Origin of the sequence: Sphingomonas molluscorum (genome assembly GCF_039522995.1) — a bacterium.
Taxonomy (GTDB): Bacteria; Pseudomonadota; Alphaproteobacteria; order Sphingomonadales; family Sphingomonadaceae; genus Sphingomonas; species Sphingomonas molluscorum.
Genome location: NZ_BAAAEL010000001.1, coordinates 888362 through 914614, shown reverse-complemented (window position 1 = coordinate 914614; position 26253 = coordinate 888362). Strand labels below are relative to the sequence as shown.

The 26253-nt window shown below is 70.0% G+C and carries 23 protein-coding genes; 8 read left to right on the top strand and 15 right to left on the bottom strand.

Features of this window, described 5'->3' with window-relative positions; all coding sequences use genetic code 11:
• Positions 1-8 precede the first annotated feature (8 nt).
• Positions 9-1682 (top strand): GMC family oxidoreductase, encoded by a 1674-nt coding sequence (locus tag ABDZ92_RS04360; protein WP_125961334.1) that lies wholly within the window; start codon positions 9-11, stop codon positions 1680-1682.
• Positions 1683-1778: 96 nt separating this feature from the next.
• Here the strand turns inward: ABDZ92_RS04360 and ABDZ92_RS04355 are convergent, their stop codons facing one another.
• The 4 genes from ABDZ92_RS04355 to ABDZ92_RS04340 all read right to left on the bottom strand — a co-directional run bounded on the left by ABDZ92_RS04355 (position 1779) and on the right by ABDZ92_RS04340 (position 6399).
• A complete protein-coding gene (locus tag ABDZ92_RS04355) occupies positions 1779-3263 on the bottom strand; it encodes a carbohydrate porin (protein ID WP_164521301.1) in 1485 nt (494 codons plus the stop codon).
• A 61-nt stretch (positions 3264-3324) separates the two neighbouring features.
• Positions 3325-4644, bottom strand: coding sequence for a C4-dicarboxylate transporter DctA (gene dctA / locus ABDZ92_RS04350; protein ID WP_125961332.1), 1320 nt, complete (start codon positions 4642-4644; stop codon positions 3325-3327).
• 35 nt (positions 4645-4679) lie between these two features.
• On the bottom strand, positions 4680-5735 hold the full coding sequence (locus ABDZ92_RS04345; protein WP_125961331.1) for a 4-oxalomesaconate tautomerase: 1056 nt from the start codon (positions 5733-5735) through the stop codon (positions 4680-4682).
• Positions 5728-6399, bottom strand: a complete 672-nt coding sequence (locus ABDZ92_RS04340; protein ID WP_125961330.1) for a 4-carboxy-4-hydroxy-2-oxoadipate aldolase/oxaloacetate decarboxylase — start codon at positions 6397-6399, stop codon at positions 5728-5730. The genes ABDZ92_RS04345 and ABDZ92_RS04340 overlap by 8 nt, the downstream gene beginning before the upstream one ends.
• A gap of 104 nt (positions 6400-6503) precedes the next feature.
• Between ABDZ92_RS04340 and ABDZ92_RS04335 the strand changes: the two genes are divergently transcribed.
• The 4 genes from ABDZ92_RS04335 to ABDZ92_RS04320 are packed head-to-tail and all read left to right on the top strand — an operon-like array spanning position 6504 to position 10582.
• On the top strand, positions 6504-7754 hold the full coding sequence (locus tag ABDZ92_RS04335) for a LysR family transcriptional regulator (protein WP_125961329.1): 1251 nt from the start codon (positions 6504-6506) through the stop codon (positions 7752-7754).
• Positions 7755-7782: 28 nt separating this feature from the next.
• A complete protein-coding gene (locus tag ABDZ92_RS04330) occupies positions 7783-8670 on the top strand; it encodes an NAD(P)-dependent oxidoreductase (protein WP_125961328.1) in 888 nt (295 codons plus the stop codon).
• Entirely contained in the window at positions 8667-9689 is a 1023-nt protein-coding gene (locus tag ABDZ92_RS04325; protein WP_125961327.1) for an amidohydrolase family protein, read from the top strand. The genes ABDZ92_RS04330 and ABDZ92_RS04325 overlap by 4 nt, the downstream gene beginning before the upstream one ends.
• Positions 9689-10582 carry an amidohydrolase family protein gene (locus ABDZ92_RS04320; protein WP_125961326.1) on the top strand — a complete coding sequence of 298 codons (894 nt, stop codon included), beginning with the start codon at positions 9689-9691 and terminating at the stop codon, positions 10580-10582. Before ABDZ92_RS04325 ends, ABDZ92_RS04320 begins: the two co-directional genes overlap by 1 nt.
• 15 nt (positions 10583-10597) lie before the next feature.
• Here ABDZ92_RS04320 and mgrA read toward each other — a convergent pair whose 3' ends face one another.
• The 7 genes from mgrA to ABDZ92_RS04285 form a co-directional block, all read right to left on the bottom strand.
• Positions 10598-11677 (bottom strand): L-glyceraldehyde 3-phosphate reductase, encoded by a 1080-nt coding sequence (mgrA, locus tag ABDZ92_RS04315; protein ID WP_125961325.1) that lies wholly within the window; start codon positions 11675-11677, stop codon positions 10598-10600.
• A 160-nt stretch (positions 11678-11837) separates the two neighbouring features.
• Entirely contained in the window at positions 11838-12353 is a 516-nt protein-coding gene (locus tag ABDZ92_RS04310) for a hypothetical protein (RefSeq protein WP_343761681.1), read from the bottom strand.
• A 98-nt stretch (positions 12354-12451) separates the two neighbouring features.
• Positions 12452-13531, bottom strand: a complete 1080-nt coding sequence (gene aroC / locus ABDZ92_RS04305) for a chorismate synthase (RefSeq protein WP_125961324.1) — start codon at positions 13529-13531, stop codon at positions 12452-12454.
• A complete protein-coding gene (locus ABDZ92_RS04300; protein WP_125961323.1) occupies positions 13528-14055 on the bottom strand; it encodes a GNAT family N-acetyltransferase in 528 nt (175 codons plus the stop codon). The genes aroC and ABDZ92_RS04300 overlap by 4 nt, the downstream gene beginning before the upstream one ends.
• Positions 14052-14855 (bottom strand): enoyl-ACP reductase FabI, encoded by an 804-nt coding sequence (gene fabI / locus ABDZ92_RS04295; protein WP_125961322.1) that lies wholly within the window; start codon positions 14853-14855, stop codon positions 14052-14054. Before fabI ends, ABDZ92_RS04300 begins: the two co-directional genes overlap by 4 nt.
• The gene (locus ABDZ92_RS04290) at positions 14852-15727 is read right to left on the bottom strand and encodes a YihY/virulence factor BrkB family protein (protein WP_125961352.1); all 876 of its coding nucleotides are present in this window, start codon (positions 15725-15727) and stop codon (positions 14852-14854) included. Before ABDZ92_RS04290 ends, fabI begins: the two co-directional genes overlap by 4 nt.
• A gap of 95 nt (positions 15728-15822) precedes the next feature.
• Positions 15823-16752, bottom strand: coding sequence for a DnaJ C-terminal domain-containing protein (locus ABDZ92_RS04285; RefSeq protein WP_125961321.1), 930 nt, complete (start codon positions 16750-16752; stop codon positions 15823-15825).
• A 96-nt stretch (positions 16753-16848) separates the two neighbouring features.
• On the opposite strand from ABDZ92_RS04285, the gene ABDZ92_RS04280 reads away from it, so the two are divergent.
• Positions 16849-17538: a DUF4197 domain-containing protein gene (locus tag ABDZ92_RS04280; protein ID WP_125961320.1), complete on the top strand. Its 690-nt coding sequence runs from the start codon at positions 16849-16851 to the stop codon at positions 17536-17538.
• A 9-nt stretch (positions 17539-17547) separates the two neighbouring features.
• Here ABDZ92_RS04280 and ABDZ92_RS04275 read toward each other — a convergent pair whose 3' ends face one another.
• The 4 genes from ABDZ92_RS04275 to ku all read right to left on the bottom strand — a co-directional run bounded on the left by ABDZ92_RS04275 (position 17548) and on the right by ku (position 24598).
• The gene (locus ABDZ92_RS04275; protein ID WP_125961351.1) at positions 17548-18429 is read right to left on the bottom strand and encodes a transglutaminase family protein; all 882 of its coding nucleotides are present in this window, start codon (positions 18427-18429) and stop codon (positions 17548-17550) included.
• On the bottom strand, positions 18429-20915 hold the full coding sequence (locus ABDZ92_RS04270; protein WP_125961319.1) for a circularly permuted type 2 ATP-grasp protein: 2487 nt from the start codon (positions 20913-20915) through the stop codon (positions 18429-18431). Before ABDZ92_RS04270 ends, ABDZ92_RS04275 begins: the two co-directional genes overlap by 1 nt.
• A gap of 81 nt (positions 20916-20996) precedes the next feature.
• Positions 20997-23510, bottom strand: coding sequence for a DNA ligase D (ligD, locus tag ABDZ92_RS04265; RefSeq protein ID WP_125961318.1), 2514 nt, complete (start codon positions 23508-23510; stop codon positions 20997-20999).
• Between the two features lie 149 nt (positions 23511-23659).
• Positions 23660-24598, bottom strand: coding sequence for a non-homologous end joining protein Ku (gene ku / locus ABDZ92_RS04260; protein WP_343761676.1), 939 nt, complete (start codon positions 24596-24598; stop codon positions 23660-23662).
• A 122-nt stretch (positions 24599-24720) separates the two neighbouring features.
• On the opposite strand from ku, the gene pdxH reads away from it, so the two are divergent.
• Positions 24721-25302 carry a pyridoxamine 5'-phosphate oxidase gene (pdxH, locus tag ABDZ92_RS04255; RefSeq protein ID WP_125961316.1) on the top strand — a complete coding sequence of 194 codons (582 nt, stop codon included), beginning with the start codon at positions 24721-24723 and terminating at the stop codon, positions 25300-25302.
• Complete coding sequence (locus tag ABDZ92_RS04250; RefSeq protein WP_125961315.1) at positions 25299-26252, top strand: cation diffusion facilitator family transporter; 954 nt, start codon at positions 25299-25301, stop codon at positions 26250-26252. The genes pdxH and ABDZ92_RS04250 overlap by 4 nt, the downstream gene beginning before the upstream one ends.
• The last annotated feature ends 1 nt before the right edge of the window (position 26253 follow it).

The window sequence follows — 26253 nt, the reverse complement described above, 5'->3', positions numbered from 1 at the left end:
ACAACATCATGGCTTCGACCAACAGGTTCGACGCGATCGTCATCGGATCGGGCGTGAGCGGAGGCTTCGCCGCCAAGGAACTGACCGAAAAGGGGCTGCGCGTCCTGATGCTCGACCGGGGCGTCATGGTCGAGCATGGCGAGGGCTATCCGTACGACGGCAAGCCCGCGTTCGAGGTGCCGGCGCGCAACATCATGCCCAAGCCGGTGATGGACAGCAATTACTTCATCGCGCGCCACGGCTATGTGCAGCCCAGCAACCAGCGCTTCTACAACGACGACCGGCAGAACCCCTATGCCTATGACGAGGGGGACAAGTTCTACTGGATCCGCCCGGGCGCGGTGGGCGGCAAGTCGCTGATCTGGGGCCGGTGGAGCTTCCGCTGGGCGCCCGAGGACTTCGAGGCGAACAAGCGCGACGGCATCGATGGCGCCTGGCCGATCGGTTATGACGACGTCGCCCCCTGGTACAGCTATGTCGAGAAGTATGTCGGCGTATCCGGCTCGCGCGAGAACCTGCCCTATCTGCCGGACAGCGAGTTCCAGCCGCCGATGCCGATGAACGTCGCGGAGCAGTGGCTGAAGCAGCGGCTGGAGACGAAGTTCCCGGGCCGCAAGCTGATCCACACCCGCCTGTCGAACCTGACCGAGGACAAGCCCGAGCAGAACCGCACCAAGTGCCAGATGCGCAACCAGTGCAGCAACGGCTGCTCGTTTGGGGCCTATTTCTCGACCCAGGCGGTGACGCTGCCGGCGGCGCGCGCGACCGGGCGGCTGACGCTCCAGTCGGACGCGGTGGTCACCAACGTCGAATATGATTCCGCGCGCAAGCGGGTGACGGGCGTGCGCTATGTCGATGCCAAGACGGGCCAAGCGCAGACGGTGTCGGCGGATCTGGTGTTCGTCTGCGCATCGGCGATGGCGTCGGTCCAGATCCTGATGAACTCGCGCGCGCCGGGAAGCGAGCGCAGCCACTTCGACAGCAGCGGGACGCTGGGCCGCTATGTGATGGACCATATCTTCCGCGTGGGCGTGTCGGGCGAGATCCCCGGCATGACCGATTTGATCGAATATGGCCGGCGTCCGGGCGGCGTCTATATCCCGCGTTTCCGCAACATCGGCGGCGAGGAGGGCGTGGGCTTCAGGCGGGGCTATGGCTATCAGGGCAGCGCCAGCCGCGACCCGTCACCGCCGGTCGGCTTCGGCGCGTCGATGAAGCAGGGCCTGCGCCGCTATGCGCCGTGGAAGTTCAGCATGGGCGCGTTCGGCGAATGCCTGCCGTACAAGGACAACCGCGTCTCGCTCCACGCCAGCAAGGTGGACCGGTTCGGGATCCCGCTGATGCGCTTCGACGTGCGCTTCCGCGAGAACGAGCTCAAGATGATGGCGGACGCGCGGGTGCAGGGCGAGGCGATGCTGAAGGGCGCCGGCCTCCTCAACGTGCGCAGCTGGGAGGGCGAGCATGTGCCCGGCGACGCCATCCACGAGATGGGCGGCGCGCGCATGGGCGCCGACCCCCGCACCTCGGTGTTGAACGGCTGGAACCAGGCGCACGACGCGTCCAACCTCTATGTGACGGACGGCGCGCAGATGGCGTCGGCGTCCTGCGTCAACCCGTCGCTGACCTACATGGCGATGACCGCGCGTGCGGCCGACCATGCGGTGAAGCAGCTGCGGGCGTAACCGGCAGCGCCCCGGGGGATTGCCCCCGGGGCGCTGCGCCTGACCGCGAGAGGCTTTGCGCGTGCTGCTGCGGGTCGGGTCCGCCCCAGGCGGGGCCTAGCCTCCGAACAGCTGCGCCAGGTGCACGTCGACGCGCAGGCCCAGCACCACGGCATCCGGAATGTCGGTCTTGCGGCTGGTCGCATAGATCGGGTCCGGATTGATGACGTACTGGACGTTGGGCATGATCCGGAGCCCGGGCAGCGCCGCCCAGCCATAGTTCAGTTCGGTGATGATCTCGTTCGCCTCGGGCGATCCGGTGCCGCCCGCCTTGGCGCGCAGGTCGCGGAGATAGGCGATCTGCTGGTCGCTGAAATGCGTGTTGGTGACGAGCAGGCCGATCGTGTCGTTGTCGCGGCCCTTGAACGTCCCGGTCTTCACGAACCCGGCCGAGGCGAACCAGTCGATCGACTGGACGTTGCCGGCGTTGAGGAAGAAGCGGCCGAACAGCGCCAGGTTGCGCTTGCTGGCGCCTTGCGCGCGCGCCACCGTCTGGTCCGCCATCGCATACAGGCCCAGCCGGTTGCCGCCGCGCCCGGCGCGGGGAAGGCCGCTCAGCGCCGCGGAATTGCCGTTCGCGTCAAAATAGGGGCTCTGGCCGCCGTCGGTGTTGAGATAGAAGCCGAGGCGGTAGCGACGCGGCAGGCGCTCCTGCGCGAAGCTGGTCTGGTAGCCGACTTCGCCGGGGATCAGCACGCCCGTTCCCTTGCCGAGCGAGAAGTCGAGCCCGCCCTTGCCCTTGGCGTTGAGGTCGTTGTTGTATTCGAAGGCGCCGGTCTGGACGTACCAGCGGTCGTCGATCGCATAGCGCGCCTTGGCCGCCCAGGACGAGTTCGGATAGGCGGTGATGCCGATGTCGCTGATCGCGCCATAGGCGGTGAGGCAGCTGGTGTTGCTCATGAACGCGCAGTTGAGCGGCGAGTTGTTGAAATAGCTGTTCACCGCCGCGCGCCCCACCATCAGGTTGAGCTTGCCGAAATCATGCTCGATGTTGAGCTGGGTGAGGCGAGGGCCGGAGACGGGCCGCCACGTCTGCTGGAAGCTGATCGAGTTTCCGATCGAATCGCGTCCCAGGCTGTCGCCGGTGAACCAGGCGCCCTGGACGTGGAGCTTGGTGTCGGACCAGCCGAGCGCCTTTTCGAGATCGATGTCGGCAGCGGCCATCACCCAGTGCGATTCCGCGCTGCCGTGGCGCACGCCGCCGATCGGATTGGCGGCGACGTTGCCGACGAAGTCGAGCGTGAGATCGACGCCCTGGTCGTTGAGCGAGCGTAGCGCCTTGCCGATCGCGTTGTTCCGCTGGAACCGCGCGAAGCCGGTGGGCGCCTTGCTCTGGTCGGCGGGGGCGGCTTGGGTTGCGCCCGGGGAGAAGGCGGCGGCGGCATCGCGGCCGCTCTCGCGCTCGCCCTCCCCGGTCAGCGGCGGTGCGCTGGTGGTGGGGGTGGCGGTGGCGGGCACGTCGCGCGTGTCGGGCGGCAGCGGCGCCGCCTGCGCCTGTCCGGCGAGCAGCAGCGCGGCTGCGGTGGTGGTCAGAACGGGCATCGAAATCTCCTGTCCGGCCGCGTTCGCGCCGCGGCCGGTTGTCATGGTCGTCGCAGCCGGATCAGGCGGCGGCGATGTTGTGCTTGGCGCGCAGCTTGCGCGTGCCGATGGTGGCGGCGAGGGTGCGTTCGTCGAGCTTGCCCTCCCACTTGGCGATCACGACGGTGGCGAGCGCATTGCCGATCAGGTTCACGAAGGTGAGCCCTTCGGCGAGGATGCGGTGGATGCCCAGGATCAGCGCGATGCTGGCGACCGGGATGACGCCCGTGGTGTTGAGTGTCGCGGCCAGCACCACGAAGGCCGCACCGGCGATGCCCGCCGCGCCCTTGGACGTGAGCAGCAGCACCGCGATCAGCGCCAGCTCGTGGCCGAAGGTCAGGTGGGTGTTGGTCGCCTGCGCCAGGAACACCGCGACGGTGGTGAGATAGAGGCAGGTGCCATCGAGGTTGAACGAATAGCCCGCGGGGATCACGAAGCCGACGACGCTTTCCTCGCAGCCGACCTTCTGCATCTTCTGGATGAGGCGCGGCAGCACCGTCTCGGTCGAGGTGGTGGCGGCGACCACGACGATCTCGTCCCACAGATAGCCGAGCAGGCGCCACAGGCTGACGCCGCACCACCAGGCGACGCCGCCCAGCACCACCGCGGTGAACAGGGCGCAGACGACGAAGAACTCCAGGATCAGCTCGCCCAGCGACAGCAGCGAGGCGGTGCCGAACTGGCCGACGGTGAAGGCGATCGCGCCGAACGCGCCCAGCGGCGCGAAATACATGATGTAGCCGATGATCCGGAAGAAGCCCTGCGACGCGCTGTCGATCACGTCGATGACGGGCTTCGCGCGCTCGCCGATGGAGGCGATGGCGATGCCGAACAGCACCGCCACGAACAGCACCTGCAGCACATGCGCCTCGGTCAGCGCGCTCACGAAGGTGTCGGGGATGATCGCCATCAGATAGCTGGTGATCGACTGGTCGTGGGCGGAGGCGACATAGCCCTGGATCGAGGCGGTATCGATCGCGGCGGCGTCGATGTTCATGCCCGCGCCCGGCTGCCACAGGTTGACCGCGACCAGGCCAAAGACCAGCGCGATGATCGTGATCACCTCGAAATAGAGGATCGACTTCAGCGCGACCCGGCCCACGGCGGTCATGTCGTTCATGCCGGCGATGCCGTGGACGACCGTCACGAAGATGATCGGGCCGATCATCATGCGGATCAGCTTGATGAAGGCGTCGCCGAACGGCTTCATCGCGACGGCGGTGCCGGGTGCGAAGTGGCCGAGCAGGATGCCGATCACCGTGCCGGCGAGCACCTGGAACCACAGCTGGCCCAAGATGCCGAACCGTCCGGCCCGCTTCGTCGTCTCTCCTATGCTTGTCATTCTTTTTATCTCTCGTTGGGGCGGCGGGCGGCGGTTCAGCCGAACAACATGCCGTCGAACAATTTGCGGGCGGTGCGCAGCATGGCCGCGCCGGTGATCGTGCCGCGCTCGTCCACGTCGATCACGCAGCCGGTGGCACCGGTCGGATGTTCGACGTCGAGCGTCTTGGAGCGGCCCTCCGGCACCACCGCCAGCGCGTGCGCGGGCGATCCGTCGATCAGGCAGGCGGTGGCGACGCTGACGGCTCCCAGCACGCCGATCGAGGCGTGGCAGCGGTGCGGGATGAAGGAGCGCACGCTGATGGCGCCGCCGTGTCGCGGGGCGGCGACCAGCATCATCTTGGGCACCGATTGGTCGGCGACATCGCCCAGGTTCATCATCGGCCCAGCCTCCAGCCGGATCGCCTCGATCCGCGCCTTGAGCGACTCGTCGGCGTCGAGGGTCTCGCGATCCTCATAGCCGGTGATGCCGACATCGGCGGCCCGCAGCACCACGCAGGGCATGCCGTTGTCGATCAGCGTGGTCTCCACGCCCCCGATCACGTCCACGGCGTTGCCGGTGGGGAGCAGCGCGCCGCAGCTGGAGCCGGCGATGTCGGCAAAGGCGAGCGGCACCGGCGCGGCGGTGCCGGGCACGCCGTCGATGCGGGCGTCGCCTTCATAGGTGACGGTGCCGCCGGGGGTGCGGACGGTCGCGGTGGCGAGCTTGCCGGTGTTGACCATGAAGATCGAGACCGGGGTCTCGCCGTCCTGCGCCTCGACCAGCCCGCGCTCGATCGCGAACGGGCCGACGCCGGCGAGCATGTTGCCGCAGTTCTGCGCATCGGTGACGATCGTCTGGTCGACGAACACCTGCAGGAACAGATAGTCGACGTCGGCGCCTTCGTGCGCCGAGCGCGAGACGACCGCGACCTTGGACGTCAGCGGGTCGGCGCCGCCCATGCCGTCGATCTGGCGGGGATCGGGCGAGCCGAAGGCGCGCAGCAGGAAGGCGTCGCGTGCGGCCGGCTCCGCGGGCAGGTCTTCGGCGAGGAAGAAGCCGCCCTTGGACGTGCCGCCGCGCATCCACATCGCGCGAATGCCCTCAGACATAGCGAAGGCCCTTCTGTTCCAGCCGCTCGCGCATCGCATAGATGTCGAGGCCGAGTTCGCCCTTGGCCAGCCGCTCGCGCTTCTCGGCTTCCTTGGCCTCGCGCGCCTGGGCCTTCTCGAGCACCGCCGCGGCATCGGTGCGGCGGACCACGCAGACGCCGTCGTCGTCGGCGACGATCACGTCGCCCGCGTTCACCAGCTCGCCGGCGCAGACGATCGGCACGTTGACCGATCCCAGCGTCTCCTTGACCGTGCCCTGCGCCGAGATCGCGCGCGACCAGACGGGGAAGCCCATCTCGGTCAGGTCGCGCACGTCGCGCACGCCTGCGTCGATCACCAGCCCGCGGCAGCCGCGCGCCAGGGCGGAGGTGGCGAGCAGGTCACCGAAATAGCCGTCCTCGCACGGGGAGGTCGGTGCCACCACCAGGATATCGCCTTCTTTTACTTGCTCGATGGCGACGTGCATCATCCAATTGTCGCCCGGCGGCACCGACACGGTGACCGCACAGCCGGCGATGCGCGCGCCGGAATAGATGGGGCGCAGGCGGCTGCCGAGCAGGCCGATGCGGCCCTGCGCCTCGTGCACGGTGGCGACGCCGGCATGGGCGAGACCGGCGACGACGGCCGGATCTGCGCGTTCTACGGTGGTGACGACGCTGGGCATCCTGGCTCCTTCGACAAACTCGTTGCGCCGCTCTCTAGGCCGCCGTTCCGGAATCGGGGACGTGGATTTGCGCACGAGCCATAAGCTGTGCTGAAGTGTGTCACATGATCGCATTCGCTCAGATGAACCTGCGGCACCTGGATGCGGTGGCGCAGGCGGCGCGGCTGGGAAGCATCAGCGCCGCGTCCCAGGCCATGAACCTGTCGCAGCCGGCGCTGACCCAGGCGGTGGCCAAGGTCGAGGCGCAGCTGGGCCACGCATTGTTCGACCGCCAGCCCGGCGGCGTGAGCCCCACCGAGGCCGGGCGGCTGATGACCGCGCGCATCGAGCGGGCGCTCGGCTATGTGGCGCGCGGCGGACATCGCGTGCGGCGGGGCGCGCGCCTGCCGCCGCTGCCGCGCGTGGAACGGCGGATCACGCTCGGCCAGCTGCGCGCGCTGATCGCGGTGGACGAGGCGGGGAGCTTCGCGCTCGCCTCCACCCGCACCGGCATGTCGCAGCCGGCGCTGCATCGTGCCGCGCGGGAACTGGAGCAGCTGCTGGGCGTGCCGCTGCTCACCCGGCAGGGGCGCACGGTGCAGCCGACCCGGGCGGCGGTGCGGCTGCTGCGCTTCGCCAGGCTGGCGCGTGCCGAGCTGCAGGCGGGCGTGGATGAGCTGGAGGCGCTGCGCAACCAGGGGGCGGGACGCGTCACCGTCGGCACCATGCCGCTCGCCCGCGCGATCCTCCTGCCGCAGACCCTGGCGCGCTTCGCCCGCGCCTACCCGGGTGCGTCGGTGAACGTGGTCGAGGGGCCGTATCTGGAGATGCTGGGGGCGCTTCGGCAGGGCGACCTGGACCTGCTGGTCGGGGCGATGCGCGATCCGCTGCCGGTGGGCGACGTGGTGCAGGCGCCGCTGTTCCTGGACGATCCGGTGATCGTCGGGCGCGCCGGGCACCCGCTACGCGCCGAGCCCGGCTTCGCATTCGAACGGCTATTGGATTTCCCGTGGGTCATCGCCGCGGAAGGGGCGCCGGTGCGCGCGCGCTGGGAGCGGATGTTCGTCGATCGCGGGCTGGAGCCGCCGCGGCTGCGGATCGAGTGCGGATCGGTGCTGGTGCTGCGGGGACTGATGCTGGAGGACGACTGGCTGACGCTGATGTCGCGCGACCAGTTCCTGTTCGAGCAGCGCGCGGGGCTGCTGGTCGAGATCGCCGGCGCGGGCGAGACGCTGCGCCGGAGCATCGGCCTCACCCACCGCGACGACTGGCACCCGACGCAGCTGCAAAGCACGTTCGTGGCACTGTTCCGGGAGGTGTGCGCGGACTGGACTTCCGGAAAAGCAATGGAGAGCCAACCGTTCCGATATGCCTGAGGACGTGCCGGCGCACTAGCTCGGGACCATGGACCGAGCAGTATCCCTGGCGTTCATCGGCTTCGGCGAAGCCGCGCAGGCCTTTTGCGAAGGCTGGGGCGCGCAGCCGCCGGGCGCGATCCGCGCCTTTGACATCAAGACCGAAGGCGGGGCCGCCGTCGCCAAGCGCGCCGACTATGCGCGCTGGCAGGTCACCGGCTGCGACCGCGCCGCCGACGCGCTCCGTGGCGCCGGGGCGGTGCTGAGCCTGGTCACTGCGGACCAGGCGCTTGCGGCGGCGAGCGATGCGGCGGCGGGGCTCATGGCCGGAAGCCTGTTCTTCGACATGAACAGCGTCGCGCCCGAGACCAAGCGCGCCGCGGCAGCCGCGATCGAGGCGGCCGGCGGCCGCTATGTCGACGTGGCGGTGATGGCGCCGGTGCGCCCGGCGCTGCTGTCGGTACCGCTGCTGGTGGCGGGACCCCATGCCGAGGCGGGCCGGGCGCTGCTGGAGCGGATCGGCTTCCGGGCGCGCGTGGTTCCCGGCGACGTCGGGGCCGCAAGCGCGATCAAGATGCTGCGCTCGATCGTCATCAAGGGGCTGGAGGCGCTGACCGCCGAATGCCTGCTGTCCGCGCGCGCTGCCGGGATCGAGGAGGAAGTGCTCGCCTCGCTCGACGCGAGCTTCCCCGGCTGGGACTGGCGGACGCGGGGGGACTACAACCTCGACCGCATGCTCGTCCACGGGCTGCGCCGCGCCGCCGAGATGCGCGAATCCGCCGCCACCGCCGCCGCGCTCGGCCCGTCGGGTGCCATGGCGGCCGCGACCGCCGACTGGCAGCAGCGGCTGGGCAGCCTCGGCCTTTCTCCGCTTCCCGAGGGGCTGGCCGCCAAGGCCGATGCCGTCCTCGCCGCCACAGGAAAGCACGACCAATGATCATCGACTGCCACGGCCATTATACGACCGCACCCGCCAAGCACACCGAGTGGCGCGAGCAGCAGAAGGGCGCGTTCAAGGCGGGCGGGGACATCGATCCCGCCTATCCGCAGATCAGCGACGACGAGATCCGCGAGACGATCGAGGCCAACCAGCTGCGCCTGCTGCGCGAGCGCGGCGCCGACATGACGATCTTTTCGCCGCGCGCCTCCGCCATGGCGCCGCACGTCGGCGATGCCGCCACCAACCGCATCTGGGCCGAGCGCTCCAACGACCTCATCAAGCGGGTGGTCGACCTCTACCCCGAGACGTTCGTCGGCGTGTGCCAGCTGCCGCAGACGCCGGAGCTGTCGATCGACCAGTCGATCGCCGAGCTGGAGCGGTGCGTGACCGAGCTGGGCTTCGTCGGTTGCAACCTCAATCCCGATCCGTCGGGCGGCAAGTTCAGCGCGCCGCCGCTCACCGACCGCGCCTGGTACCCGTTCTTCGAGAAGATGGTCGAGCTGGACGTGCCGGCGATGATCCACGTGTCGGGCAGCTGCAACCCGGCGATGCACGCGACCGGCGCATACTACATCGCCGCCGACACCATCGCCTTCATGCAGTTCATCGAGGGCGACCTGTTCCGGGATTTCCCCGACCTGCGCTTCATCATCCCGCACGGCGGCGGCGCGGTGCCCTATCACTGGGGGCGGTATCGCGGGCTTTCGGACATGCTCAAGCGCCCGCCGCTTACCGAGCACGTCATGAAGAACGTGTTCTTCGACACCTGCGTCTATCACCAGCCGGGAATCGACCTGCTGTTCGAGGTGATCGACGTGGACAACATCCTGTTCGGGTCGGAGATGGTGGGCGCGGTGCGCGGCATCGACCCGCAGACGGGCCAGTATTTCGACGACACCAAGCGCTATATCGACGCGCTGGCGATTCCCGACGCGGACAAGCGCAAGGTGTTCGAGGGCAATGCCCGCCGCGTCTATCCGCGGTTGGACGCGCAGCTGAAGGCACGGGGGCTCTGATGGCCGACTTTCAGATAGATCCGAACTGGCTGTGCTGGGACCCGGCGCCGAGCACGCCGCGCTTCACCCCGCCGCCGGGCGCCGTGGACGCGCATTGCCATGTGTTCGGGCCGGGCGACGTGTTTCCCTATGCGCCGGAGCGCAAGTACACGCCCTGCGACGCCAGCAAGGAGCAGCTGTTCGCGTTGCGCGATCACCTGGGCTTCGCGCGCAACGTGATCGTGCAGGCGACCTGCCACGGCGCCGACAATCGCGCGCTGGTCGATGCGCTTCAGGCGGCGGACGGGCGCGCGCGCGGCGTGGCGACGGTGCGCGACACGGTGACGGACGCGGAACTGGCGGCGCTGGACGCGGCCGGCGTCCGCGGCGTGCGCTTCAACTTCGTGCGGCGGCTCGTCGATCCCAAGCCCGACGCCTATTACCGCGCGATCATCGACCGTATCGCGCCGCTCGGCTGGCACGTCGTCATCTATTTCGAGGCGGCCGACCTGGAGGAGCGCTGGAACTTCTTCACGTCGCTGCCGACGACGGTGGTGGTCGACCATATGGGCCGCCCGGACGTGACCAAGCCGGTCGACGGGCCGGAGTTCGGCCGCTTCGTCCGGCTGATGGCCGAGCACGAGAATGTCTGGAGCAAGGTCAGCTGCCCCGAGCGGCTGTCGAAGTCGGGTCCGCCGAGCTACGACGACGTGGTCCCGTTCGCGCGCACGCTGGTGGAGCGCTTCCCGGACCGGGTGCTGTGGGGCACGGACTGGCCGCACCCCAACATGACCAGCCACATGCCCGACGACGGCGCGCTGGTGGACATCATCCCGCGCATCGCCCCGAGCGAAGACCTGCAGCGGCGGCTGCTGGTCGACAATCCGATGCGGCTCTACTGGGGCGCCCGCTAGGAGCGCCCCGTCCGGTCAGGCGGCGCTGCGGCCGCCGGCCGGCGGCGTCTCGCGAAGGCTGGAGGAGCCTTCCCACAGGTTGATCCCGCCTTCGGCCGCATGGGCGTCGATGCGGGCGAGCTCGTCCTCGGAAAAGTCGAGGCGGTTCAGCGCATCGAGGCTGTCGTCGAGCTGGGCGACGGTGCGCGCGCCGATCAGCGCGGAGGTGACGCGGGGATCGCGCAGCACCCAGGCGATCGCCATCTGGGCGAGGCTCTGGCCGCGCGCCTGGGCGATCTCACCCAGCGCCCGTACCCGCGCGAGATTCTCTTCCGTCAGCAGCCCCTGCGATAGCGAGCCGCCGCGCGAGGCGCGGGCATCGGCGGGGACGCCGCCGAGATATTTGTTCGTGAGCATGCCCTGCGCGAGCGGGGAAAAGGCGATGCAGCCGGTGCCGAGGTCGGCGAGCGTCTCCAGCAGGCCCCCTTCGATCCAGCGGTTGAGCATCGAATAGCTCGGCTGGTGGATGAGGAGCGGCACCTTGTGCTCGGCGAGGATGGCCGCGGCCTGGCGGGTCAGCTCGGGCGAATAGGAGGAGATGCCGACGTAGAGCGCCTTGCCCTGGGCGTGGATCTGGGCGAGCGCGCCCATCGTCTCCTCGAGCGGCGTGTCGGGATCGACGCGGTGCGAATAGAAGATGTCGACATAGTCGAGGCCCATGCGCTTCAGGCTCTGGTCGCAGCTGGCGATCAGATACTTTTTGCTGCCGCCGATGCCGCCGTACGGCCCGGGCCACATGTCCCAGCCGGCCTTGGTGGAGATCAGCAGCTCGTCGCGATGGGCGCGGAAGTCGTGCGCCATCACGCGCCCGAAATTCTCCTCGGCCGAGCCATAGGGCGGGCCATAGTTGTTCGCGAGATCGAAGTGGGTGACGCCGCGGTCGAACGCGCGGCGCAGGATCGCGCGGCCGGTCTCGAACACGTCCGCGCCGCCGAAATTCTGCCAGAGGCCGAGGCTGATCGCCGGCAGGTCCAGGCCGCTGCGACCGCACCGCCTATAGGGCATGCGCCCATCATAGCGGGCGGGATCGGGCTGGTAGGGGGGCTCGAACGACATTCGGCAGGTCTCCGGTTGCGGGGGCCTGCGCCTTGTAGATGCAACGGCGTGCCGGAGCTATTCCGGACGCGGCCCCGGGCAGGGAAAGCGCGCGCCAGCCAGCGGCGTCGTGCCGCCGGCTGGACGTGCGAAGGGTCCCGGCGGGTGCCGGGAGGGGCGATCAGCGACCGCCCGAGCTGCCGCCGGTGCCGCCACCCGAGCTGCCACCGGTGCCGGTGGTTCCGCTCCCGGTGCTGCCGGTGCCCATCGTCCCGGTCGTGCCGGTGGTGCCAGTCGTTCCGGTGACGGTGGTGCCGGTGGTGCCGGTGCCCGTGGTGCCGCTGCCGCCGGAGCTGCTCCAGCTACCGCTGGTGCCGCCCGAGCTGCCGGGGAGGCCGTCCGGAGACGTGGTGGTCGAGCCGGGCGTGTTCGAACGGTCCGGCATGGTCGTGGTGGAACCGCGGTTCGTCCGCGAACCCCGGCGCGACGGACGATCGGACCGGTTGGGGGTCGTCGTCGTCGACGTGTCGGGGCTGGTGGTCTGCGTCCCGCGCTGCAAGTCGGTGGTCGTTTCCGTGCCCGGCGTGGTCGTCGGATTGGCCGTCGGGTTCGTCGTCGTCGGGCTCGTGGTCGTCTGTGCGATCGCGGCGGCTGAGCCACAAACCGCCAGCATACCGATCAGGATTGTCTTGCGCATGATGGGGTTTCCTTCTCCAAAACCGAGGGCTCAACGCCGTGGATTGCGAGAAGTGCCATGTTTTCGCCAAGATTCTCGGCCGAAAAATCCTTATTTTATCATAGGTTGATTCCGCCGCATTGGGCGCGGTGCAGCAGTTTCTGATCGGCGAGGACCAGCGCGACCATCGCCTCGACTACGGGGACGCCGCGAATGCCGACGCAGGGGTCGTGCCGGCCGCGGGTGGCGAGCGTCGTCGCCTCTCCGGCGCGGTTGATGGTCTCCATCGGCGTCAGGATCGAGCTGGTCGGCTTGAAGGCGACGCGCAGGCGGACCGGCTGGCCGGTGGCGATCCCGCCCGCGATGCCGCCGGCGTGGTTGGCGAGGAAGCGGGGGCCGTCCTCGCCCGGGCGCATCGGATCGGCATTCTCCTCGCCCGAAAGCGCCGCGGCCGCGAAGCCGTCGCCGATCTCGACGCCCTTCACCGCATTGATCGACATGGCTGCGGCGGCGAGCTCGCTGTCGAGCTTGGCATAGAGCGGCGCGCCCCAGCCGGCGGGCACGCCGGTCGCCTCGCAGGCGACCACGGCGCCAAGCGACGAGCCGGCCTTGCGCGCGCGGTCGACCAGCGCCTCCCAACGGACGGCGGCTTCGGGATCGGGGCAGAAGAAGGGATTGCGGCCGATCTCGGCAGCATCGAAGCGGGCGTAGTCGATCGCGTCGCCGCCGATCGCCTCGACCCAGGCGGTGATCGTCACTTCCGGAATCACCAGCCGGGCGACGGCGCCGGCGGCCACCCGCGACGCGGTTTCGCGCGCGGACGAGCGCCCGCCGCCGCGATAGTCGCGGAAGCCGTATTTGGCGTCGTACGCGTAGTCGGCGTGGCCGGGGCGATAGGCCTGGGCGACCTCCGAATAATCCTTGGAACGCTGGTCGACGTTCTCGATCATCAGCGAGATGGGCGTGCCGGTGGTGCGGCCCTCGAACACGCCGGAGAGGATGCGGACTTCGTCGGGCTCGCGGCGCTGGGTGGTGAAACGTGAGGTGCCGGGACGGCGCGCGTCGAGGAACGGCTGGATCTCGGCTTCGGTGAGGGCGATCCCCGGCGGGCAGCCGTCGACCACCGCGCCGATCGCCGGGCCGTGGCTCTCGCCCCAGGTGGTGAAGCGGAACACCCGGCCAAAGCTGTTGACGCTCATGCGGCCTCCCCCAGCAGCGCAAAGGCGCCGGCGTGCGTCGCTTCGCCGCGGACGCCGCAGGGCATGGCGCCCTGCTGCAGCGGCAGCGCCATCAGATAGTCGCCCGCGTAGGGCGAGGCGAAGCCCTTTGCCCAATCGGCGGCAAAGCCGAAGCGGCCGTAATAGTCCGGATCACCGAGCACGAAGCACAGGTGCACGCCCGCGTCGGCGAGATGCTGGAGCCCGGCGCGCACCAGCGCCTCGCCCACGCCCTGGCGGCGGTGGGAGGCGGCGACCGCGACCGGCGCCAGCGCGACGGCGGCGACGGGCTTGCCCGCGATGTCCACGGCCATGCGGCTGAACGCCACCATGCCCGCGAGCATGCCGTCGTCCTCGTCGTCCGCGACCAGCGTCAGCACCATGTCGCCGTCGATGCACAGCCGCTGGACCAGCATCGCCTCGTCGGGTGCCGGAAAGGCGGTGCGCAGCAGCGCGTCGATGGCGGCCACGTCCCCGCCCGAGGCCGGGCGGATGGTGATGCTCACGACAGTGCGATGTCGGGTGCGTCCTCGGCCTTCATGCCGATGACGTTGTAGCCACCGTCGACGTGGTGGATCTCGCCGGTGACGCCGCTCGCCAGGTCGGAGAGCATGTACAGGCCGGCGCCGCCGACATCCTCGATGGTGACATTGCGGCGGAGCGGCGAGTTGAGCTCGTTCCACTTCAGGATGTAGCGGAAGTCGCCGATGCCCGAGGCGGCGAGCGTCTTGATCGGGCCGGCCGAGATCGCGTTGACGCGGATGTTGTCGCGCCCGAGGTCGACGGCCAGATACTTGACCGAGGTGTCGAGCGCGGACTTGGCCACGCCCATCACGTTGTAATGGGGGACGACCTTTTCCGAGCCATAATAGGTCAGCGTCAGCAGGCTGCCGCCATTCGGCATCATCTCCCGCGCGCGCTTGGCGACGGCGGTGAAGCTGTAGACCGAGATGTTCATGGTCATCAGGAAGTTTTCGAGGCTGGTGTCGTAATAGCGACCGCGCAGCTCGTTCTTGTCGGCAAAGCCGATCGCATGGACGACGAAGTCGATCGTCGGCCACTTCTGCGCCAGCTCGTCGAACGCGCGGTCGAGGGCGCCCATGTCCGACACGTCGCATTCGATCAGCGTGTCGGAGCCCAGCTGCTCGGCGAGCGGCTTCACGCGCTTGCCCAGCGCCTCACCCTGGTAGGTGAAGGCCATTTCCGCGCCCTGCTCGTGGAGCGCCTTGGCGATGCCCCATGCCAGCGAACGATCGTTGGCAAGCCCCATGATGAGCCCACGCTTGCCCTGCATCAGTCCCGTCACGCCGCTGTATCCTCCTTCAACTCGGCCGGCTCCTCTAGCCCCGCTTCGGGGGTTTCCGCCAGCGCCGCGTTCAACTCTGCGCCGACGACCACCCCCAACCCCACGACGAAGAAGAAGATCAGCGCGATCATGACGCCTGCCAGGCTCCCGTAGGTGAGATCATAGCCCCCGAGCAAGTCGAGCGACAGCGGCAGCAGCGCGGTGGTGCCCAGCCACCAGCCGGCCGTCAGCGCCGCACCCGGCCATTTGGGGCACTTGCTGTAGCGATACTTGCTGGGGGTGAGGGTGTAGAAGAGCATGTAGAGCGCGACGAACAGCGCGACCGCCGGCGCGAGCCGCGCGACCGAGAGGATGCGCGCCGTGTCGGTCAGGAAGGGCATCACGCGCAGGATGAACTGCTCGACGCCCAGGAGCGCCACCTGAAAGCTGAACGCCGCCATCGCCAGGATCACCGAGCCGACGATCAGGCCGATCGAGCCCAGGCGATATTCCCAGAACGGCCGGCTGAAGGGGATGCCATAGGCCTGGCGCAGGATCGAGCGCACCGTCTCGATGAAGCCGGTGGTGGTCCACAGCCCGACCAGCGCGCCCAGCCACAGGAGCGAGCCCGAGCGCGCCTGGAGCACGTCCAGGATCGGCTTTTCGAGCACGCTTGCAACTTCGGGCGGGACGGTGCGCAGGAACGCCTCGACCGCGTGAACGCCATCGCCGGTGCGCCCCACCAGCCGCGCGACCGCAGCCGCCACGATGAAGAAGGGGAACAGGGTGACGAGCGAGAGATAGGCGAGGTTGCCGGCGTGGGTGAAGCCGTCGGTATAGGTGCCGACCGCGACCCGGCGGACGATCTCGATCACCCGCTCGCTCAGCCCCATGCGCGACAGGAGCGGCGCGCGGCGGTGCCGCCGTGCCTCCGGGCTTTCGGGGGAAACCGCGCCGACCGGAAGGTCGGAGCCGGCGCGGGGATCACTCACAGGCCGAGCTTCGACCGGGGATCCTGGTCGCGGCCGGGCCAGCCCTGCACGAACTCGACCAGCGCGTCGTCGCCGACCGGCAGGTCCACCATCAGCGTCACCAGCTGGTCGCCGCGACCGCCGCCCTTCTTGTGGAAGCCGCGGCCCTTGAGGCGCAGCACCTTGCCCGAGGTCGAGCCCTTGGGCACCTTCAGCATCACCGCGCCCTCGACGGTGGGCACGCGCACCTCGCCGCCCAGCACCGCCTCTGCCAGGCTGATCGGCAGGTCGAGCCGCACGTCGTCGCCGTCGCGGGTGAAGAAGCGGTCGGGCTGCACCTCGATGGTGACGATCGCGTCGCCGGCGCCGCCAGGGCCCGGATCGCCCTTGCCCGCGAGGCGCATCTGGGTGCCGCTTTCGAGGCCGGCCGGAAGCTTCAGGTCGATGGTCTTGCCGTCGCGCAGCATGATGCGCTGCGGGCTGAGCGTCGCGGCATCGGTGAAGGAGACCGCGAGGCGATAGGGGACGTTGGCGCCCTTGGGCGCCTGGCGCCGGCCGAAGCTGCCGCCGCCGAAGCCGCCGCCACCACGCTGGCCGCCGCCGAACAGCCCCTCGAACAGATCCTCGAAGCCGCCGGCATCGCCGCCGCCGCCGAAGTCGAACTGGGTGCGCCCGCCGCCGCCCGGCCGGGGGCCGCCGCCGCCGAAGCCGAAGGGCGCGGTGGGATTGCCGTCGCCGTCGATCTCGCCGCGATCGAACCGGGCGCGCTTGTCCTTGTCGGTGAGCAGGTCATAGGCCTGGGTCACCTGGCTGAAGCGCTCGGCGGCGTTGGGATTGTCCTTGTTCCGGTCGGGGTGCAGCTCCTTCGCGAGCGTACGATACGCCTTCTTGATGTCCGCTTCGCTCGCGTCGCGGGCTACGCCCAGGGTTGCGTAAGGGTCTGCCATGCCCGTTAGCTAGGCGGTGCAGGGCGCGGCGGCAATGGGGGCACGGCATCCATTTCCGGAGCGGAACGAAGCCGGGGCGCACCCGTTTCGCAGGCCATGACCGCCTGCGCTTCCCCCGCCCGCCGCCGCCTGCTCGTCCAGTCCGCGCTGCTGCTGCCGCTGCTTGCCCTGCCGGGCTGTGCCACGACGCTGGGAAGCTATGGCGTGGAGGAGGGCGTGCGGCGGCTGCTGACGCTGTCGAGCCAGCGCGCCTTTGCCCGGCTGACGGAGCCCGGCGGCTTCTATGACGACCAGCTGACGCGGCTGACGCTGCCCGACACCGGCGGCAACGACGTGCTGGGCGCGCTGCTGCGGACCAATGCGGTGCGCAGCCGGGTGGCGATGGCGCTGAACGACGTGGCGGTGGACGCGGCCGAGCGGGCGACGCCGGTGGTGCTCGATTCGATCCGGTCGATGACCGTCACGGACGCGATCGCGATCCTGCGCGGCGGCCCGACGGCGGCGACCGACCTGCTGCAGCGGCAGGTGGGCGGCGCGCTGGTGGAGGCGATGTTCCCCGAATTCTCGACCGGCCTGCGATCAGACGCTCTGGAGATCCTGACTGCGGTGGCGGGTGCGCGCACCGGCATCGACTATATGGCGCTGGCACGCACCGGCGCGGAGCAGGCGGGGCAGGCGATCTTCCGGGCGATCGGGCGCGAGGAATCCGCGATCCGTGCCGATCCGCGCAGCACGCGGGACCCGGCGCTGATCGCGCTGCTGACGGGAAGCGCGCTGGTGCGCTGAGGCGCGCCTTCAGTCCTCGATCGGCGCGACGTCTACCGAGACGGACATGGTTTGGGCGCCCGACCCCAGCACCACGCCGTCGATGGGCGCGATCTCTGGATAGTCGCGGCCGACGGCCACGATAACATGGTCGTTCGCCATCCAGATGCCGTTGGTCGGATCGACCCCGATCCAGCCGAGGCGGTCGCCGCACCACAGCAGCACCCAGGCGTGGGTCGCGTCCGCCCCCACCAGCCGCGGCGCGCCCGGCGGGGGAAGCGTGCGCAGGTAGCCCGAGGCATAGGCGGCCGGCAGCCCGGCGGCGCGGAGGCCCGAGATCATGATCTGCGCGAAATCCTGGCAGACGCCGCCGCGCTGGGCAAAGGCGACGTGCGGGGGCGTGTCGACCAGCGTGGCGGTGGTGTCGAAGGCGAACTCGCGCTGGATGCGCTGGGCAAGCGCGATCGCCGCCTCCAGGGCGCCGCGGTCCGGATCGAGCTCCTCCGCGCACCAGGCGCCGATGTTGCGATCGAGCGGGATATGGGGGGAAGGAAAGAGGTAGCTGGCGGGGCTCGCCGGGCCGACGTCGCGGCTGTCGCGCGCCCAGGCGGCGATCTCTGCCAGGGTCGGGTCGTCGGCGGCGGGCATCGGCAGCGGCCGGTCGACCGTCATCAGCGCGCGGCTTTCGATGGTGAGCTCCCGCTCCGGCTTTTCGACCACCAGCCGCATGACGTTGGCGAGCCCTGCCTGCGCGCGTGCGGGGGCGATCTCGCCGCCCGGCTCCACGGAGAGGTGATAGTCGTCGAGCGTCTGGCCGGACCAGAGGATCGGCTTGAGCCGGAGGTTGCACCGCGCGAAGCCCGCCGCATCGGCATATTCGAAGCGGGTCACATGCCGGATGGCGTAGCGCATCATGCGAGCGTCAGCCCGGAGCCGCGCAACGGCTCGGCCCCCTGGAGGAAATAGCGCGCGGCGATCGCGTCGGAGAGGTCCATGAGCCTGGCCTCCAGTGCGCCTATGGCGGCCGGGTCGAGGCTGGCGGCGGTGGCGGTAGTGACCATCGCCTGCACCGCGGTCGCGAGTGCCTGCTGCGGTTCGGCGATGCCGGAGTCGGACAGCACGGGTAGCCGGGCGAGATGATCGGCGATCGCCCCCACCTGGAAGGCGATGGCGCGCGGGTTGCCGGGGTCGAGCGCGACCAGGTCCAGCACGGGCAGGCGCCCGAAGCTGGTGAGATAGCGCTGGCGATAGCTGATCTGGCTGTCGGCGAGGTCCAGCAGCGTGGAGAGGTCGTCCGAGGTCGCCTCGCAGCCGGCAAAGGTGCGAAGCGCGCGGGTGATCGCGAGCGCCCGCTCCAGCCGCCGGCCGAGATCGTGGAAGCGCCAGGCGTCGGTGCGCGCCATGTGCTCGGCCGAGAGTCCGGCCAAGGCGGCGTAGCGGCGCTGGAGCGAGCCGGCACGGTCGAGCAGCCCCCCGCGGCTGGGGTGGGGCGCGTCGAGCAGGCGCATCATGTCCGCCGACAGTCGATCGCGCGAGATGGCGCCGATGCCGGCGGCCAGCCGGTTGATCTGGCGGACGTTGTGCCACTGGCCCTCGGTGCCGTCGATCGCGATGCGGGCGAACTCGACGAGCTCGCGGCGGCGGCGACCGGCAGGCGCAGGGGCGGCACCTGCGTCGGCGATCAGCGCGACCAGCCGCGCGACGGTCTCGTCGGCGAGTGCGGCGCCGGTGTCGGCGCTGATCGAATGGCCGAGCAGCACGCGGGTCGCGCCCAGCAGCGCCTCGCCGCGTTCCAGGTAGCGGCCGAGCCAGAAGAGATTGTCGGCGACCCGGCTGGGCAGGGTGCCGGGATTGCGGCGCAGCTCGACCGCGCCGGCGACGGGCAGGAGCGAGACGGGGAGCACCGGATCGGCGCCGTGGACGCAGACGTCGGCGGACCAGCTTCCCTCGCCCATCACGGTCGCGCGGGTATCCGGCTCACCGCCCAGGCGCGCGAAGCCGCCGGGAAGCACCGCCCACCGGCCGTCCGCGTCGCGCGCGGCGAAGACGCGGAGGGTGAACGGCCGCGGGGCGAGCCGCTCCCCCTCGGCAAAGGGCATGGTCGAGAGGCAGACCGCTTCCTGGCCGACATAGTCCTGCGGCCGGCGCGCCATGTCCTCGGCCAGGAGCCGGCGCGCGTCGGCATCGAGATCGGCACCGAGCACCGGGCCCCCGCCCGGAAGGCCGAGCGGGGCGGGGCCGAAGGCGGGTGCCACCACCATCTGATCGAGGTTGGCGAGCACGTGCGCGCGCTCGGCCGGCTGGCCGCACCACCAGGTGGCGATGTTGGGAAGCTGGAGCGGGGCGCCGTTCAGCCGCTGTGCGAGCGCGGGCAGGAAGGCGGAAAAGGCGGGTGCCTCGAGCATGCCCGCCCCCGGCGCGTTGGCGACGACGACGTTGCCGGCTGCCATCGCGTCGACGAGACCCGGCACGCCGATCGTCGAGCTGGCGTCGAAGGCGAGCGGATCGAGCAGGCGGGGATCGACCCGGCGGCACAGCGCGTCGATCCGCTTCAGCCCGGCGATGGTGCGGACGTAGAGCCGGTCGTCGCGGACGGCGAGGTCGGCGCCTTCGACCAGCAGGAAGCCCAGATAGCGCGCGAGATGCGCCTGCTCGGCATAGCTGGGGTTAAGCCGGCCGGGGGTGAGCAGGCCGATGCGCGGTTCGCTGCGGCGGCAAGTGGCGGCGAGGCCGTCGCGCATGGCGGCAAAGAAGGGGGCGTGTCGGCGGACGTTGAGCCGGCCCTGCAGGCCCCCCAGCGTGCGCGCGATCGCCAGCCGGTTCTCCAGTGCATAGCCGGCGCCCACCGGCGCGCGCAGATGATCGGCGAGGACGCGCCAGCGCCCGTCCGCGTCGCGGCAGAGGTCGGCAGCAAAGAAATGGAGATGGTGGCCACCCGGCGGGGTCACCCCGACCATCGGCCGCAGGAACAAGGGGCTGCCGGTGACCAGCGCGGCGGGAATCGCCCCCTCCGACACCAGCCGCCCGGGGCCGTAGAGATCGGCGGTCACCGCCTCGACCAGCTCGGCGCGTTCGGCGATGCCGGCGGCGATGCCCTGCCACGCGTCGCTGTCGATCAGCAGCGGAACGGGCGACAGCGGCCAGCGACGCTCCTCGCTCTCACCGGGCATGCGGTGGCCGAGGCCGACATCGTCGGCCTGGCGCTGCGCGCGTTCACGGGCGTGGTCGAGCGAGTCGCCGGTGGTGGCGGCAAGCTCCTCCAGCGCCGCGAGCCAGGCGGCGCGGTCCGCCGAGTCGCACAGCACGTCGCCCGCAGGCGCGTGCGCGCAATAGTCGGCGGCCCAGCGGCCGGCGATCGTCCGTGCGTCGAACAGGCTGGCTAGGGCGCGGCTCGCCAATTCAACACTCCGGTTGCAGCTGGAGGGTGTCGACCATAATCCGTGCTGCAGCGCAACCGTTCGCGGTGGCGGGGTGCCCCGTCAAAGATCGGGCAAGGGCTGGTCGGCGATGCCCCAGCCGGCGAGGCCGCGGCCGTTGGCGCGCTCGATCAGCTCGGCAGCATCGTGGATCGAGAAGCGCTTGGGGCTTTCGATGTCGCCGAACTCGGCCCAGCTGACCGGGGCTGCGACATGGGCGCCGGGGCGGGCGCGCGCGGAGTACGGCATGACGGCGGTGGCGCCGCGCTGGTTGCGCAGCCAGTCGATGAAGATGCGGCCCACGCGCTTGGCCTTCGACATGGTGGCGGTGAACCGCTCGGGCTCGGCGGCGGCCATGGCGCGGGCGAAGCGATCGGCAAAGGACTTCACCGCCGGCCATTCGGCCTGGGGGGTGAGCGGGACGACGACATGCACGCCCTTGCCGCCCGACAGCATCGGGAAGCTCGCGAGGCCCATGTCGGCGAGGTGGCGCTTCAGATCCTCGGCGGCGCGCTGGACGTCCTTCCAATCGAGGCCTTCATCGGGGTCCAGGTCAAACACCAGCCGGTCGGGGCGCTCGACATCCTCGGCGCGCGATCCCCAGCCGTGGAACTCGATCGTGCCCATCTGCACACAGGCCATCAGCCCATCGAGGTCGCGGACATAGAGATAGGGCTGGGTCGAGCCGTCCTTTTCGCGAATGTCGACATGGTCGACATGGTCGCCGAAGCTGCCGGCGTCGTGCTTCTGGAAGAAGCATTGCTTGGCGCGCCCCTGGGGGCAGCGGACCAGGCTGATCGGGCGGTTGGCGACCCAGGGCAGCATGATTGGCGAGACCTGGGCGATGTAGGTGGCGAGGTCGCCCTTGGTGGCGCCGTCCTCGGGGAAGATCACCCGGTCCGGGTTGGTGATCTTGATCGAGGAAGTCGGCACCTCGGCCTTGCCGCGCGCCGGCGCGGCCTCGGGCGTTTCGGCGACCACTTCCTCCGGGCGCTTGTCCTCGCGCAGGGCGACGAAGCTCGCGTGGCGGATGACCTGCTCGGCGGTGAATTCGGCGAAGGCGACTTCGGCGACGAGCTTCGGCTTCACCCAGTGCGCGCCGCGCGCCGCCGCGCGGGGGACGGAGACCGGCGGCGTCTTGGTGGCGATGGTGTCGAGGCGCTCGCGCAGGTCGTCGATGGTGTCGGCGTTGAAGCCGGTGCCGACCTTGCCGGCGTAGACCAGGCCGTCGGGCCCGTTCACCGCCAGCAGCAGCGAGCGCAGGCCGCGGCTGGCGGCGGTGGAGGGCGACCAGCCGACGATCACGAACTCCTGCCGGCGAATGCACTTGGTCTTGAGCCAGCCCTTGGAGCGGGTGCCACGATAGGGGGCGTCGGCGCGCTTGGAGACGACGCCCTCATAGCCCTCCCGGCACATCGCCTCGAACAGCTTCTCGCCGGCGCCGACGACATGCTCGGAATAGTGGAGCCGCGCGTCGACATTCTCGATGAGGGGGCGCAGCCGGTCCTTGCGCTGCACCTGGGGCAGGGCGCGTAGGTCCTCGCCGTCCACCTCGAGCAGGTCGAAGGCGAAGAAGGCCATGTCGCCGCCGTTGCTGATCGCCTCCTGCAGCGTCGAGAAGTCGGGGCGGCCATCCTTGAAGGCGACGATCTCGCCGTCGATCAGGGCGCTGCCGGCGGGGATTGCGGCGGCGGCCTCGGCGATGCCGGGGAACTTGGCCGTCCAGTCGAGGCCGCTGCGGGTGTAGATGGTGGGGCCGCCCTTGCCGATCGCGACCAGCGCGCGATAGCCGTCGTACTTCACTTCGTGCAGCCAGCTGTTGCCGGCGGGCACAGCGTCGACCAGCGTGCACAGCTGCGGTTCGGTGAAGGCGGGACGCTTGCCGGCTTGCGCGGTCTTCGCGCGGGACTTGGCGGGGGCGCGGGGCTCGGGCCTGGCGGCGGCCTTGGTGGCCGTCTTGGCGGCCGGCTTGGCCTTTGCCTTGGGCTTGGTCGCGGCCTTCTTGCCAGCGGCGATCTCGTCCATCGTCCTGCCGGTCTTCACGCTGGTGAGCGCGGTTTCGACCAGGGTGTCGGCGCCGCCGGCCTCCGCGTCGTCGATCTTGCGCAGCAGCCAGTTCTCGTTCTTCTCGCGGCCGCGCGGCTTCAGCCGGATCAGCAGCCACTCGCCCTTCATCCGCTCGCCGTCGAGGACGAAGTGGAGATGGCCCTTCTCCAGGTCCTTGGCGGACTTACCTTTGATCGGCGCCCAGGTGCCGTCGTCCCACAGCATCACCGTGCCGCCGCCGTACTCGCCCTTGGGAATGGTGCCTTCGAAGTCGCCATAGGAGAGCGGATGGTCTTCGGTCCGCACCGCCAGTCGCTTCTGGTCGGGATCGAGGCTGGGGCCGCGCGTCACCGCCCAGCTTTTGAGCACGCCGTCGAGTTCGAGGCGGAAGTCCCAGTGAAGGCGGGTCGCGTCGTGCTTCTGGACGATGAAGCGGTTGCCGTGGCCGGGCTCCAGCGTGCCGGCCGGCTCTGCGGTGCGGCTGAAGTCGCGCTTGGCGTTGTAGAGGGCGAGGGGGTCTTTTTCAGCCACGCAGATCACCTCCGGTTGGTGCCTCGGCGATCCGCCTATCCCGTACCCCGGCGGAGGCCGGGGTCCAGGTGGGACTCACTGGCCGTTGCACTGCTGGGCTCTGGATCCCGGCCTGCGCCGGGATACGGGTGTGGGGCGCGGGGCGAGCGTCAAGCACGTTTGCGGGCCGGGGCCTTGGCGGCGGGCTTGGCGGCCGGCTTCTTCGCGGCCGGCTTGCGCGCGGGCTTGTCTTCGGCCGCGTCGTTCGCCGCCTTGCTCGTCGTGCGCTTCTTGGGTGCGGGCTTGCCGCTGGTGTCGCCTGGCTTCTCCAGCGACTTCTTGAGCGCGGCCATCAGGTCGACGACGTTGGAGCCGGTGGGACGCGCGTCCTCGTCGTCGGTGGTGTCGACGATCTTGCCCTTGGACTTCTTCTTTCGCTCGATCAGGTCTTTCAGCGCATCGACATAGCGGTCGTGGAATTCCTGCGGATCGAACTTGGCGGTTTTCTTGGCGATCAGCGTCTCGGCGAGGTCGAGCAGGTCCTCGTCGGGCTTCTCGTCGGGGATGTCGCGGAAATAGCCCTGCGCGCGGCGCACCTCGTCGGCATAGCGCAGCGTCTCCAGGATCATGCCGCGCCCGCAGGGCTTCAGGCTCACCACATATTCGCGGCCGCGCAGCGCGAGCTGGCCGAGGCCCACCTTCCTGCTGCGGCGAAGCGCCTCGCGCAGGACGATGAACGCCTCTTCGGCGAGGTCATCGGCCGGCACCACGAAATAGGGCTTTTCATAGTAGAGCACGTCGATCTCGTCGGCATCGACGAACTGGGTGAGCTCAAGCGTCTTCTTGGACTCGAGCTTCACGGCGTCGATCTCATCCTGTTCGAGCAGGATGTAGTTGCCCTTCTCGACCTCATAGCCCTTGACGATCTCGTCGGGATCGACCGGGCCGACGCCGGCCACGCTCTTTTCATACTTGATCGGCTTTCCGGTCGGCTCGTGGATCTGGCGGAAGGAGACCGCCGCGCCCGACTTGGTCGCCGGATAGATTTCCACGGGGATCGACACCAGCGCGAGCCGTATCTGCCCCTGCCAATACGCCCTTGCCGCCATCGCCGTTTCCTTGTTGCGCAACCGATTCAATTCCCAGGAGAAAGAGTCGTTCCCGGCTCCGCTCGGAATCGGCACGAGGGCCAGGGGTGCGAAACGGGCCGAAGCGGCGTATAGGGCCGCGCATGACGACCGACCCTTTCGCGCTGTTCGACACCTGGCTGGACGAAGCCGCGGCGAGCGAGCCCAACGACCCCAATGCCATGGCGCTGGCCACGGCGGACGCGGGCGGGCGCCCGTCGGTGCGCGAGGTGCTGCTGAAGGGCCATGGCCCGGAGCTGGGCTTCGTCTTCTACACCAATCGCGAGAGCCGGAAGGGCAGCGACCTCGCCGCCAATCCCCAGGCGGCGCTGCTGTTCCACTGGAAGGGGCTGCGCCGGCAGGTACGAATCGAAGGCGCCGTGGTGCAGGCGAGCGATGCCGAGTCGGACGTGTATTTCGCGTCGCGGCCGCGCGACTCGCAGCTCGGCGCCTGGGCGTCGCTCCAGTCGCGGCCGCTGGCGGCGCGCGAGCGGTTCGAGGAGCGGTTCGCCGAGGTGCAGGCGCGCTTTGCGCGCGGCGACGTGCCGCGCCCGCCGCACTGGGGTGGCTATCGCGTCGTGCCCGACACGATCGAGTTCTGGCAGGACCGCGCCTATCGCCTGCACGAGCGGCGGCTGTTCACCCGCACGGCGGACGGCTGGACCGAGGGGCTGCTGTTCCCATGACCGAGGCCGAGCGCGGGCGGATCATCCCCTATGCGGTGCGCGCCGCCATCGCGTCGGTCGCGATGGCGGTGTCGCTGCTGTCGCTCAAGGGCGTGGCGGCGTGGACCACGGGCTCGGTGGCGATGCTCGGCAGCCTTGCCGACACCGCGCTCGACCTGCTCGCCAGCCTCGTGACGCTGTACGGCGTGCGGCTGGCGGCGACGCCGGCGGACCACGACCACCGCTTTGGCCATGGCAAGGCGGAGGCGCTGGCGGCGCTGTTCCAGGTGGCGCTGATCGCGGCTTCCGCCGTTGGCATCGCCTGGCGCGCGATCGCCGCCTTTGCCGAGCCGGGCGAGACCGCCGACCCCGAGTTCGGCATCGGCGTGTCGATGGTGGCGATCGTCGGCACCTTTGCGCTGCTCGCCTATCAACGTTCCATCATCCGCAAGACCGGATCGGTCGCGGTGCGCGCGGACAGCGTCCACTATCAGTCGGACCTGCTGCTCAACCTGGCGGTGATCGTGGCGATCGCGCTCGACCACTATGTCGGCTGGTCCGGCGCCGACCCGGTGTTCGGCATCGCCATCGCGCTGTGGCTCGCCTGGGGTGCGTTCCGCGCGTCGAGCCAGGCGATCGACCAGCTGATGGACAAGGAATGGCCCGAGGCCGAGCGGCGGGCGTTCCTGGACGTGGCAGCGCGCCAGGAGGGGCTGCGCGGCATCCATGACTTCCGCACGCGCCGCTCCGGCAGCCACGACTTCGCGCAGTTCCACATGGAGGTGGACCGCACGCTCAGCGTCGCCGAGGCGCACGACATCGTCGAGGCGGTGGAGAAGAACCTGCGCCGCGCCTATCCGCGGGTGGAGGTGCTGATCCACCTCGATCCCGAGGGCCACGTCGACACCGACAATCCGCTGGTGGAAGCGGACGTGACACCGCACTGGTTCGGCAAGCGGGTGGGAGGATGAG